The sequence below is a fragment of the Myroides albus genome (assembly GCF_009711045.1).
Lineage (GTDB): Bacteria > Bacteroidota > Bacteroidia > Flavobacteriales > Flavobacteriaceae > Flavobacterium > Flavobacterium album_A.
Window position 1 is genome coordinate 19,048 of record NZ_WMJX01000029.1, and the last position, 14,185, is coordinate 33,232.

General features: G+C 34.0%; 7 protein-coding genes. All 7 read left to right on the top strand.

What is annotated here, in order from left to right; genetic code table 11:
- Positions 1–142: 142 nt before the first annotated feature.
- The 7 genes from GJV76_RS11700 (at position 143) to GJV76_RS11730 (ending at position 14,014) form a co-directional block, all read left to right on the top strand.
- Entirely contained in the window at positions 143–3,373 is a 3,231-nt protein-coding gene (locus GJV76_RS11700) for a SusC/RagA family TonB-linked outer membrane protein (RefSeq protein ID WP_155092805.1), read from the top strand.
- Positions 3,374–3,391: 18 nt separating this feature from the next.
- Entirely contained in the window at positions 3,392–4,918 is a 1,527-nt protein-coding gene (locus tag GJV76_RS11705) for a RagB/SusD family nutrient uptake outer membrane protein (RefSeq protein WP_155092806.1), read from the top strand.
- Positions 4,919–5,195: 277 nt separating this feature from the next.
- Positions 5,196–8,315, top strand: a complete 3,120-nt coding sequence (locus tag GJV76_RS11710) for a SusC/RagA family TonB-linked outer membrane protein (protein WP_155092807.1) — start codon at positions 5,196–5,198, stop codon at positions 8,313–8,315.
- Positions 8,316–8,323: 8 nt separating this feature from the next.
- Positions 8,324–10,009 (top strand): SusD/RagB family nutrient-binding outer membrane lipoprotein, encoded by a 1,686-nt coding sequence (locus tag GJV76_RS11715; RefSeq protein WP_155092808.1) that lies wholly within the window; start codon positions 8,324–8,326, stop codon positions 10,007–10,009.
- Between the two features lie 244 nt (positions 10,010–10,253).
- The gene (locus tag GJV76_RS11720) at positions 10,254–12,221 is read left to right on the top strand and encodes a putative porin (RefSeq protein WP_155092809.1); all 1,968 of its coding nucleotides are present in this window, start codon (positions 10,254–10,256) and stop codon (positions 12,219–12,221) included.
- Positions 12,222–12,474: 253 nt separating this feature from the next.
- Positions 12,475–13,755 (top strand): DUF2851 family protein, encoded by a 1,281-nt coding sequence (locus GJV76_RS11725; RefSeq protein ID WP_155092810.1) that lies wholly within the window; start codon positions 12,475–12,477, stop codon positions 13,753–13,755.
- A gap of 37 nt (positions 13,756–13,792) precedes the next feature.
- Positions 13,793–14,014 carry a PspC domain-containing protein gene (locus tag GJV76_RS11730; protein WP_155092811.1) on the top strand — a complete coding sequence of 74 codons (222 nt, stop codon included), beginning with the start codon at positions 13,793–13,795 and terminating at the stop codon, positions 14,012–14,014.
- The last annotated feature ends 171 nt before the right edge of the window (positions 14,015–14,185 follow it).

A 14,185-nucleotide genomic window follows, 5' to 3' on the forward strand; every position in this document is an offset into this window, starting at 1 on the left:
TGTTGTGTTTTTATTTTTGCGCGTTTAGGCTTAGTTATGTATTGTTGTTGTATTTGATTTATGTAAATTTTTTGTGAATTAAACTTAATTATTATATAAATATTTTGTTAGTTTTGTTGAACTAACTAATCAATATTTTAAGATGAAATCAAAGTACAATTGGTTTTTGAGCATCTTGCTTGTGTTATTGGTGCAAGTGGGATTTGCTCAAGAGAAAACTCTTACGGGAGTGGTACAGGAAGATGGACTTACTCTTCCTGGGGTATCCGTTGTGATTGAGGGAACTCAGTTTGGAACACAAACGGATTTAGACGGTAAGTACTCGATAAAAGTAAAACAAGGACAAACACTTGTCTTTTCTTTTATTGGTATGAAAGACGTTAAGTATAAAGTGGGGGCAGCCTCAGTTCATAACGTAACGATGGGAGCTGATGAAAGTAATCTATTAGACGAAGTAATCGTTGTAGGTTATGGTACAGCAACTAAAGAATCATTTACTGGTTCTGCTACACAAATTAGCAACAAGAACATTGAAAAGAAAAACGTATCAAATGCTGTAGCAGCTTTAGCTGGTGAAGCAGCAGGAGTACGTGTAATTAACACTACAGGTCAGCCAGGAGCTGAGCCAACTGTTCGTATTAGAGGTTTTGGTTCTGTTAATGGTAACAGAAGTCCTTTGTATATTGTTGATGGTGTTCCTTTTTTCGGAAATGTTAGTTCTATTAACCCTTCTGATATTGGATCGATGACTGTATTAAAAGATGCATCAGCGACTGCTATTTACGGTTCTCGTGGAGCAAATGGTGTTGTTATTATTAATACGAAATCTGGTAAAGGAAAAGATTCGTTTATTGAAGTAGAAGCAAGAACAGGTGTTAACTGGAGAGCTTTGCCAAGATATGATGTAGTTACCTCGCCAGAACAGTATATGGAGTATGCTTATGAGGGACTTACTAATTATGGTAAGATTAAAGGAAAGTTTGATGATCAACAAGCTAGAGAGTGGGCAGGTAAAAATTTATTTAACCAATCTTATGGTATACATGCACGTTACAATATGTGGAATGTTGCAAATGGGACTGAATTGATAGATCCTGTAACAGGACAAATTAGAGACGGGGTTACTCGTAAATACAATCCTGAAGATTGGAATGACTATGCTTTTAAAGCGTCTTACAGAACGGAAGCAAACTTAACAATGGGTGGTTCTTCAGAGAAAAGCTCTTATTTTACGTCTTTAGGGTATTTAAAGGATGATGGTTATTCAGTAAATTCTGATTATGAGCGTGTTTCAGCACGTTTAAATTTACAGCATAAACCAAAAGATTGGTTAGATGTTAAAATGAACATGGGATATACTCATGCTGAAAGTAACAATGCTGGACAGTCATCAGATTCAGGAAGTGTTTTCTGGTTTACTGAGAATATTCCTTCTATTTATCCTCTGTTTTTAAGAGATGCAGATGGTAATAAAAGACAAGATATCTATGGCGGATATGAATACGATTATGGATCAGGGAGAGGTTTTGGTGCTTTGACTAATGCTGTAGGTGATGCTATTTATGGTAAAGACAAAACAACACGTGATGAGCTTAATGCTAATGTGAACTTTAATGTTGACCTTGCTGAAGGTTTGACTTTTGAAACTTCAATTGGTGGTCAATATTACAATAGATCAAGAGATTTATTAAATAGTGTTTTCTATGGTTCTGCTTCTAGTATGGGAGGATCTATCTATAAGACTAAAAATGAGTTATTTACTTATAACTGGTTAAAAATGCTTCGCTATAAGAAAGCATTTGGTGGTCATGGATTTGAAGTTTTGGCTGCTCATGAGAATAACTCTTATGAAATGAGAGTTAATCAAATTAGTAAGAATGGTTTAGCTCACCCTAATAGTGTAGAGTTAAATAATGCTGCTAACAGTACTCCTACAGCTGGTTGGACAGATAAGTCTACTATTGAGAGTTACTTTGCTCAATTAAATTATGATTACGAAGGTAAGTATTTCTTATCGGGAACAATCAGACGTGATGGTGCTTCTAAGTTTAAGAAAGATCAATGGGGTACTTTTGGATCAGTAAGTGCTGCATGGGTTGTAAGCCGTGAGAAGTTTATGGAGAATCAAACATTGTTTAGCAATTTAAAGCTTAAAGCAAGTTATGGTTTGACAGGAGATCAAAAGTCTTATGTAAGCATTGCTGGAGTTGATGTTGAAGCATTCCACCCAGGAGAAAATTTATGGGAAGTTTGGAATTACAACGGGCAATTAGCTATTTATGAAGATAAAGTGGGTAATGCTGATTTAACTTGGGAAAAATCAAAGATGTTCCAAGTTGGACTTGAGTTTAGTTTAAGTAAATATCTTGACGTTAACGTTGATTACTATAATAAAAGAACTGATGATTTGATTTTTGATCGTCGTGTAGGTCCATCAGCTGGATACGCTATGATGACTGTTAATGATGGTTTGTTATCGAATCAAGGTATTGAGTTTAATGTAACTGGACATTTATTACAAACGAAAGATGCTTTCATTGATTTATCTATCAATGGAGAACACATTAAGAATGAAATGAAACGTATGCCGATTGATCCTGCTACAGGAAAGCAAAAACCAATTGACATTAGTACTTATTACGGACGCGCAGTAGGACATTCTTTAGGAGACTTCTATATGAGAGAATGGGCAGGTGTTGATCCTGAGAATGGTCGTGCACAATGGTACACTTATTCTTATGTTGATGCAGCTGGGAATAAGCAGTTTGTTGGATCTTTAGAAGATTTCAAAGCAACAAATCCTGATTTAGTGGATAAATTAACAAAAGAGAAGACTTATTCGTACAGTGAAGCTACTCAGCAGTATGTTGGTAAATCAGCGATTCCAAAATTAAGAGGAGGTATTAATTTAAATGCTGGATATAAAGGATGGGAATTATCAGTTCAAATGTTGTATAGTTTAGGAGGATATGCTTATGATGGTACTTATGCTGGTCTAATGGGCAATGATAAAGTAGGTGGAAATAATTGGCATAAAGATATTGATAATCGTTGGCAAAAGCCTGGAGATATTACAGATACTCCTCGTTTATCAAGTAATGCTGATGCGAATGTTGCATCTACTTCGACACGCTTCTTAACAAAAGCAGATTATTTGAGCATTAACAATATTCGTTTAGGTTATACACTTCCTAAAACTTATGTGAAACAACTTGGACTTGCAGATATTAGCTTCTTTGTTTCAGGAGATAATTTATTCTTGTTTACAAAACGCAAAGGATTTAATCCTGCAATATCAGAATTCGGTTCAAGTAGTACATATGCTTATGCTCCTTTAACAACTGTTACTGGTGGAGTAAAAGTTAAATTTTAATTCCTAAAAATGTTGAAAATGAAAAAAATAATAATGTTAGCGCTTGGAGCTGGTTTGTTTTTAGGATCATGTTCTAAGGATTTTTTAGATGTTAGCTCTACAAGATATCTTTCTAAAAGTGATATGGATAAAATCTCTGATTACTCTACTCACTTGAAAGATGCAACTCTATATGGACTTTATGCTTATAATATAAAAGCATTCGCTGGAGGAACTACTGGGCATGATGATTTTGGTCAGAAAGGTTTTGATATTTATACAGATATGCTTTCAGGTGATATGAACTTGAATAGTAATATCTATGGTTGGTATTCGAATATTGCTAATTTCTCAGAAATGGAGAATTATGCATCAAATCCCAATTACAAACCTTGGAGATTCTACTATTTTATGATTCGTAGTACTAATCAAATTATTGGATCTCTTGCTGGTGAAGATGGTACAAAGATTCCAGAATCTAATAAAGATAAAGTAGTTTTGGCTGAGGCTAAAGCAATCCGTGCTTATATGTATTATAATTTAGTGAATATGTATACTCTAGGATATGATGCTAACCAAAAAGTTTTACCAATCTACAAAACTGCAACTCTTATTAATCAGCCTTCTAAACCTACAAAAGAGGTTTATGAATTTATGGTTAGTGATCTAAAAGAATCAATGGAATTATTCGAATCTGCAAATGCAACTGAAACTAGAATTGATCGAATTACTGTTGACTATATGGTAACTAAAGGTATTCTTGCTTATGTTTATGCAAGTCAAGGTGATGCTGCATCTTTGGTAGAATCGGCTAGATTGTCGAAAGAATTGATTGACAGTGGAAATTATCCTTTGGCTACGAAAGAAGGTCTTTTAAAAGGATTTAATAAAACAAGTGAGAATCCTAACTGGTTATGGGGTGGTCGTATTACTACTCAAACTGATTTGGATTTAGTATCATGGTGGGGACAAGTAGATGTGTTTACTTATAGTTATGCTGGTGTTGGTGATACCAAAGGTATGAGCAAAGAGCTTTACGAGTCTATTAAAGATGAAGACGTTAGAAAGAAGCAATTTGTTTTTGACAAGGTGACTGACAATAATGGGGAAACTGAGAGTTTCGGTGATAATGCTTATATTCCCGCAGGTAAATTCTATGCATCTACAGGTAAATTCCATTTGAAACAAAGAATTATTGAGTCAGATTATGTTTTTATGCGTATTGAGGAAATGTATTTATTAAATGCGGAAGTTAATGCAAGACTTGGTAATGATGCTGATGCAAAGCAAGTTCTAAAAGATATGCTTGATATTAGATTAGGTGATACTTCTTTTGTAGATGGTTTATCTGGTGATAAACTTGTTGACGAGATACTACATCAAACGAGTATTGAACTATGGGGAGAAGGAAAGATATATGCTGCAGTTAAACGTAATAAAAAGTCGTTTACTTATGGATCAAATCACCTTTCTCATCCTAAGCAAACCTTTAATTATGACGATCCACGTTTGACTTTTAAAGTTCCTCAATCTGAGCTTTTAAATAACCCTGTGTATAACGATTAATAATTAATAGTATCAATTAAAGCCATCCTTAGGATGGCTTTTTTTTTGATTAATAGTACATATTTCGGGTCTCTTTCTCTGTCTTATTATAGTGTTATTAACTTTATCTTTTTTTCATTTGTATAAATTTTGTACTATATATTTGTATTTTATATAGTTTTTGGTTTGTTTTTATATATAGTATATATATTTAGAATATTTATAATCTTAATTAAAACTTAAAATATTTGATTTTTTTTTATTAGGTTTGTTAGACTAACTAATCAATAATTATATAATGAAATCAAAGTTAAATTGGATTTTTATGTGTTTCCTTGCTTTGTGTACTTCAATTGGTTTTGCCCAAAACAAAACATTGAGTGGAGTAGTATCAGAGTCTGGATTACCACTGCCTGGGGTTTCTGTTATTCTACAAGGTACAACTGAGGGTACTCAGACTGACCTTGACGGGAACTATTCGATTAAGGTGAAAACAGGAGATAAAGTTGTTTTCTCTTTTATCGGGATGAAAGATGTTGTGTATACAGTAGGCAATGCCTCAATACACAATGTGTCGATGAGTGGTGACGATGAAATGCTTGAAGAAGTAGTTGTTACTGCTTTAGGTATTAAACGTGACAAAAAGAAATTAGGTTATTCTTCTCAAGAAGTGAAAGGAGATAACCTATCTGGATCAGGTCAGACAAATGCTGTAAATGCCTTGTCTGGAAACGTTGCTGGATTACAAGTAACAGCACCTTCTTCAATGGGTGGATCAAACCGTATTGTTTTGCGTGGTGTTAAGTCTGTTACTGGTAATAATCAACCTTTAATTGTGATTGATGGAGTTCCTTTGGACAACAGTAACTTTGCTGATACTAATATGCAAAGAGGTGCTGGAGGACGTGATTACGGTGATACTTCTGCGGATATTAATCCGGATGATATCGAATCTGTAACTGTTCTAAAAGGTGGTCCTGCTTCTGCTCTTTATGGAAATAGAGGAGGTAATGGAGTTATTCTTTATACAACAAAATCTGCTAAGAATGGTAGAACTGATGTTGAAGTTAATACTGGAGTTACTTTCGAGAGCATTAATACAATGCCTAAGTTGCAAACACTTTATGGAGGTGGTTCTTCTACTTCTTTACCAACAGCTATGATTGGTGGAAAACAGTACAATATTGCTGAGTATGATGTAGATGAAAGCTGGGGACCTAAGTTTGATGGTACGCCATATTTACCATGGTATGCGTTTGATCCTGAATTTGCTGACGATTATATGAAAGAGGTTCCTTGGCAAAAGTCAAAGAACGACGTAAAATCGTTTTTTAATACAGGTGTGACTCACAATCAGTCTGTTTCTGTTGCTAAGTCTTATAAAGAAAGTAATGTGAGAATGTCTTTTAGTAACAACGTTACTGAGGGAGTTGTTCCTAACTCTAAATTGCAACGCAATAACTTCTCTGTGAGTGCTGCAACACAGTTGAATGACAAAGTTAAAGTTGAAAGTAATTTTAACTACGTTTATACAAAAGGATTTAACCGTCCTGAAGTAGGATATGGTGATAATTCAATTTCTCAAAAATTCTTCCAATGGGGACAAAGACAGTTAGATTATAAAAAATTAAAAGATTATAAGAGAGCTGACGGTAGTCAAAGATCATGGAATAGAAAAGGATGGGATGACCCAACACCAGCTTATTCTGATAACACTTATTGGACAATTCACGAGAATACTTCTACAGATGTTAGAAATAGAACGTTTGGTAACGTGAAGTTGACTTATAATATCAATGATAACTTATATGCTGTAGGTACAGTTTATGGTGACCGTTATAGCTTTAACGTTGAAGAGCGTGTGGCTGTAGGTTCTCAAAAAAGTTCTAAGTACAGTATCATGAAACGCAATGTTTCAGAGTACAACTATGAAGGTCGTATTCACTATGATCAACACTTTGGTGATTTTGGAGTGAATGCTTTTGTGGGAATAAATAGAAGTGAAAAACGCAGAGACTATTTATATGGTGAATCTGTAGGAGGATTAGTATTGCCAAACTTATACAACTTAAGTAATAGTGTGAGTGATGCAAAAGCTTCAAATTCTCAGACACATTCAAGAACAAATAGTGTATTTGGATCGGCATCTGTTAATTACCGTGAATTTTTATTCTTAGAAGGAACTGTTCGTACAGATTGGTTTTCAACAGTTAGAAAATCAGTTACTTATCCGTCTGTAACAGGATCGTTTATTTTTTCTCAGTTAACTCCTGAATTAGATTGGTTGACTTTTGGTAAGGTAAGGTTAGGATGGGCTCAAGTTGGAAACGACACTGATGCTTATAGAACAGAAGACTATTATAATATCGAGAGTCCTTTCTTAGGAGATCCAGCTTACTCATTGAGTAGAACAGCTAACAATCCTGATTTAAAACCTGAGATGATGACAACCAAAGAAATTGGTTTAGAAGCTGCTTTCTTGAATAATAGAATCGGATTTGAGGTATCATACTATGAAATCAAAACAAAAGACTTAATTACGAGAGTACAATATGATGCAGCAGCAGGTTATTCATACCGTTGGATGAATGCTGGAGATATGAAGAATAGAGGTATTGAAGCTACTGTAAATTTCGCGCCAGTACGCACAGAGGATTTCTCATGGGATATTACTTGGAACTTTTCAAAGAATAAGAATGAGTTGACAAGATTAGCTGATGGGGTAGAGTCTGTTGAAATTACAAGAGCACCTTTCCAAGTATCATTGCAAGGGAAAATAGGTGAAACTTATGGACAGATTTATGGAACTGACTATGTATATGATAATAATGGCAACAAGGTTGTAGATGCTAATGGATTGTATGCAGCAAGTGAAATTAAAGCATTAGGTTCGTATTTACCTGACTACAACATGGGTATCCGCAATACGTTCCAGTACAAAAGTTTCCGTTTAGGTGTTTTGATTGATATGCAAAAAGGTGGTAAATACTTCTCTACATCGCATATGTTTGGAATGTACTCAGGTATGTTAGACAAATCTGCAGCGAACGATATTCGTGAAAACGGTTTAGTGTTAGATGGAGTGAAAGAAGATGGCTCTAAAAATGATATTGTTGTTGATGGTCAAACATGGGCACAATCTCACTACGGTGGAGTAGATGCACAAAACTTATTTGATGCTGATTATATCAAACTTAGAGAGGTTTCTTTAGGGTATGATTTACCTAAAAAATGGATTGGACCATTTAAGGGAATTACACTTTCAGTTTACGGACGTAACCTATTAACTTGGGGATTAGACTGGAAGGGAATGGATCCTGAAATGGCATCGTATGGTAGTGGAAATATCCAAGCTATTGAAGGTGCTTCTTTACCTTCAACGAGAACTTATGGTATGAATGTTAAATTCAAATTTTAAAGCATCTTATGAAAAAGTATATTTATAAAATGTCATTTATTGCATGTTTACTTGTATTTGTAAGTTGTGATAAAGACTTGGAGAGCATTAATGAAGATCCTAATAAGCCTAAGGAAGTTATTACAGGTGGAATTTTTAACAATGCGAATAAAGAGTTAATGACCAATACAAGAGGTGGATTCCCATCAGGACGTATGGCATTACCTTGGGTGCAATATTCTGCACAGAGGAACTATACAGAAGAAGATAGATACCAATTCAGAACTGGTGTTAATAATAGCTTGTATGCAGATATCTATTTTTCTGCTAAAGCATATAAAGATATTGCTGATTTTGTAAGTAATCCAGAGAATGCAGAGAAAGTGAAGAATTATGGAAATCCTGCTAATCAGCTTGCAGCAGCTCGCGTAATGTTGGTTTACTCTCAATTACAAGCTTTGGAAATCTACGGAGACGTACCTTACTACTCTTATGGAAGTGATGATCCAGATTTTCAAGGAATGACTTTAGGGGAAAAAGGAGAGATCTCGACTCCAAAATTTGCTCCACAAGAGAAAATTTACAAAGACATGCTAAAGGAGTTGAAAGAAGCTTCTGAATCTATTGAGGTTGGTAATATTTTATTTAATTCAGGAGATCATTTATTCAAGTCAGGATTGAAGCTAAAAAAGTTTGCTAATTCACTTATGTTGAAAATAGGAAATAGAGTAAAGGCTGTTATACCAGAAGCGAAAGAATATATTGATTTTGCTATTGCTGATGGTGTAATGGAGTCAAACGACGATACTGTAGGGCAAATATTCCAAAATGATAAGGTGAATCCTGCTCCTTTCTACTTTGCAGCTTTTGTTGATAATAGAAATGACTTCCAACCTGCTATCACTTTTGTTGAATTGTTGAAAGGTGAAAAAACTAAGGCGACTGCTGATAATCCTTTTGCAAATACTGTTGACCCTCGTTTGTTTAGAATGGTAGCACCTAAAACACAGTTACTAACAGTAATGGAAGATGGTAAAGAAGTAGAAAAAGAAGTAGGAGTGCGTTTTTCATACATGGCTGAGCAATCACATGTGCCAAGTATTGAAATGAACAACTATGTTGATAGAGATCCTTCTTTCTATATTGGGATGCCAATTGGTATACCTGGAAAATTTACAGGTTCACAAGCAAAACATTCTTCGCATTTTAGTGGAACAATTTACAGAGCTGATTATATAGAAATTTTAATGGAGTATTCTGAAGTTGAGTTTATATTATCAGAAGTGAAAGGATGGGATCAAGCTCATTACGTGAATGGAGTTAAAGCTTCTATGGAAAAATGGAAAGTTGATCCAGCTTTAGCTGATGAATATATCAGTAAGTTACCTGCAGCTACTGAAGAGTCTGTAATTACACAAAAGTATATTGCTTTATATATGCAACCTTACGAGGCTTGGGCGGAGTACAGAAGAACGAAGTTTCCACGTACACTATTATTGCCAGGAGAATCTCATAAGTTGATTGCAGATGGTCCAGATGGAGAGAAAGAGTATGTTTTTAAACCAATGGAGTCTGTTGATTATTTGACAGATGTACCTGAGCGCATTACATACCCAGGAGATATGGAGTTAATTAATAAGGCGAATAAAGATGCAGCAGCTGCTCGTATGGGTGGTGATCGCATGGATACAAAGCTTATTTGGGCTAAAAAATAAATTAGCTGTTTTAATTATATATTTTAACAAAAGAGGGCGTCTTTTACAGATGCCCTCTTTTTTGTCTTAAAATTTAGAGTTGAAAGAAAGGAAGTAGTTTAGTCTTTGAAAGTTTAGATTACTGTAGGAATACACCCTATGTCGTATTTATTTGGAGTAACTTTTTTAATTCTTTGTAGCTTAGTGTATTCTTACACTTATTTAATTGAAAAATAAATTTACCTTTGTTCAAATTTACTTTAGTATGCGCAGAATACTTGCTATAATTACTTTTTTTCTTTGCTTTAGTGCTCAGGCTCAATTTTTAACGGCAGAAGGGGCAAATGGAGCAGCAGAACAATCGCAAAATAAAGAGAGAAAAAGTTTAAGAGGGGGAGTTAAAAAAGACTCATTAGCACCTATTATAGATTATAAAATCATTACAATTATGAAAGACACCATTGCAGTAGATACGGCATTGAGTGTTAAAAAATATTATACGTTAAATTATTTGCGTAAAGATGACTTTGGGTTACTGGCATTTAACAATGAAGGACAAGTGTATAATAACCTAAAGTTTAATACTAAAATTAATACGTTGCTACCTGACTTTGGTTTCCAAGCAAGGCAAACTGCTTATATGGGAGTAAATGATATTAACTATTATCACACGCCTACACCTTACTCAGATTTGTACTATAAGTCTGTCATGAAACAAGGGCAGAACTTAGATGCGTTTATCACTATGAATACAAGTGAGAATTTAAATTTTTCATTGGGATACAAAGGATTGCGCTCTATTGGTAAGTATATTAATCAATTGACTTCAAGTGGTAATTTTAGATTAGGTGTGAGCTATCAATCACCTAATAAAAGATACTTGCTCCGTACGCACTTTACTTTTCAAGATATAATGAATGAGGAAAATGGCGGGATTCGCGATTTGGATTTGTTTGAGTCAAGTGAAAAACCATATAATAAGCGTGAACGTTTAAATGTGTACTTCAGGGATGCTTCTACTATGTTAAAGGGAAAGCGTCTCTATGTAAACCACGAGTATCAATTAAATAGCTCATTTAAGAATGGATTATTATTAACTCATGAGTTCTTGTATGAAGATAAGTTTTATGAGTTTAAACAAGACAATATCATGAGTTTGGAGTATGATGACTTTCCGCGTTTTGGAAATTCATTTCAAAGTGTCTTGAGAAATAAAACGAGATATGATTATATTTACAACAAGGTAGGAGCGGCATATCAATCTGATTTAGTTGGTAGATTTGAGTTTTTTACAGAGTTTAATAATTACAATTATTATTACAACAGTATAGCCCACATTAACGACAAGGTCGTACCAGACGAGATTAGCAAGAATATTACTATGATAGGAGGAAAATACTCTTATCGAAAGAATAACTGGAGAGGTACTTTGTTATTAAGTCGTTCTTTAGGGAATGATGATACAAGTAATATAGAGGCAAATGTTCGCTATAAATTTACAGAAGACTTAAATGTTGATTTTTCATATAAAAAGATTAGTCGTTTAGGGAATTTGAGTTATTATTTATTTCAAAGTGATTATGTGCATTACAACTGGAGTAATGATTTTAAGAATGAAAAAGTTAATCAGTTTGATGCTACAATTACCACACCGTGGATTACATTGTCGGGAAGTTATGCCGTTTTAGATGATAAATTGTATTTTTCGAATGACAGTGAAGTCTTTAATGCATTTGGTCTTCCAGAACAAGTATTAGTAACGCCAAAGCAATATGATAAAACAATTAATTATTTGTCATTACAAGCTTCTAAGGATTTTAAATTAGGTAGGTTTGGTTTAGACAATACTGTTTTGTATCAGAATGTAGATCAAAGTAATCATATCGTTAATGTGCCTAAATTTGTTACAAGGAACACCTTATATTATACGGATGCATTTTTTGATAAGGCGTTGAAGTTTCAAACGGGAATTACTTTCAAGTATTTTAGCAAATATTATGGAGATGACTACAATCCGCTGTTAGGAGATTTTTTTGTTCAAGATAAAGTAAAGATTGGCGATTATCCTGTTTTTGATTTCTTTATTAATATGAAAGTTAGAACGGCACGTATCTATTTGATTTTAGAGCACTTTAATAGTAGTATGAGTGGATATAAGTATTATACAGCGCCAAATTATCCTTATAGAGATATGACTTTTAGGTTTGGTGTAGTATGGAATTTCTTTAGTTAAATAAAGCATATACAATATATAATTTAACGCCCTTGCAATATTGCAAGGGCGTTTTACATTTATTAAAAGATTAGATGAATTAATTAAAGTGTATTGGTTTGTTTTTTATTTATAATGTGTTGGTAATTAACTGATAGTGTTTGAATTTTATAAGGTGATTGGTTTGGTTTTTGCTTTTTAAGAGTTGGTTTTAATGTAGGAGGTATTTGGGATAATATTAGCATAAGTGAAGAAATAGGTAATAGAAATCAGTATGAAGGAGTCCTTTTTACACTATTTATGGGCAAATCAATTATTTAATCAAGATACACTGTTAACCGATTCTAATGAATTATTGAGTATAATTAGTCCAGGTGATTGTACGGGACTTGATGGGCCTGATTTTTTTAATGCCAGGATTTGTATTGGTAACCAAGAATGGGCAGGCAATGTTGAAATACACCTAAAAGCGTCGGATTGGTTTTGCCATAATCACGAAAAGGATGTACGGTATGACAGCATTATTCTCCATGTAGTGTGGGAAAATGATATGCCTATTTACAGAGTAAATGGTTCACTAATACCTACTTTGGAGTTAAAGGGCAAAGTTTCGGGTGAATTGCTCTTGAGATATGAAGAACTCATGTTGCCTAAACAGTATTTATATTGTGAAGATAAGTTACCCAATCTTGATTCTCTATTTTTACTTCAGTGGAAAGAAAGACTTTTCTTTGAGAGGCTAAGTGCCAAAGTTAAACCTATAGAGGAGTTTGTTAAGGACAAACAGGGACATTGGTCACAAGCTTTCTTTTGTTTTCTCGCCAAGAGTTTTGGATTGAATGCAAATGGAGAGGCTTTTTTCTCGGCTTTTCGTTACTTTCCTATTTCGATAGTCCATAAGCAAGCATATTCTTTGCTTCAGTTAGAATCCATGTTCCTCGGTGTGGTTGGTTTATTAGATGTTGATTTTGACTTAAGAGATGAGTATTGCAAATCGCTTGTTAGAGAATGGGATTTTTTAAAACACAAGTATACTTTGCAATCGCTAAATGCTGCAAGTTTGCGTTTTTTTCAGCTTCGACCTCCTAACTTTCCAAGTATTCGTTTAGTTCAATTAGCTGCTTTTTACTTTCACAATGGCGTTTCTGTTAACTCCCTTTTTCAGGAACAACTGACTTTGCAAGAGATTTATTTGATGTTTGATGTAAAGGTTAGCGATTATTGGAAAACTCACTATGTGGTCAATAAAGAAAGTAAATCCAGTACAAAGAAGCTAAGTAAAGAATTTGTTGATTTACTGATTGTAAATGTAATAGTCCCTTTTCAGTTTGCTTATCAATTCGAGAACAATGTACAGGGAGACATCTCGGAATACTTGTTAGATCTCTTGTCGCAGATTAAACCAGAGAGAAATAGTGTTGTCAAAATGTTCGAAAGCTATAATATACCAGTAGATCATGCGATGGATAGTCAAGCGCTGTTGCAATTAAAAAAGCAATATTGTGATCGAAAAAGGTGTTTAGAATGTGCGATAGGTAAGAGAATGATGAAATGATTTTGTATTTTTGTACTTATTAAAGTGCAAAAAAGGTATGATAAATAATATTAGGTATTTTTTTGAAAAACACGGGTTTAAGGTGTCTTCTCGTATTGGGGATAGATTGGGAATTAAAGCAACGCGTATTAGGTTGTTTTTTATCTATTTGTCCTTTTTTACATTGGGGTTAGCCTTTCCTCTATACTTGACAATAGCTTTTTTTGCGAGAATTAAAGATTTGATTTATACAAAGCGATCTTCTGTCTTTGATTTATAATTAGAGAGGTTAATAAAGCTTGTGTTGAGGTAAATAGTTTCAGTTTATATGTTTAAATCTCATCGTAACAAGTGGTATTATTACACTAAATCTCAACGTAGAGGAGTAGTCGTCTTCGTTATTCTTATTATTATAACGTGAGTTCGATATAAGAAAAAGCAAAAAAAAGCT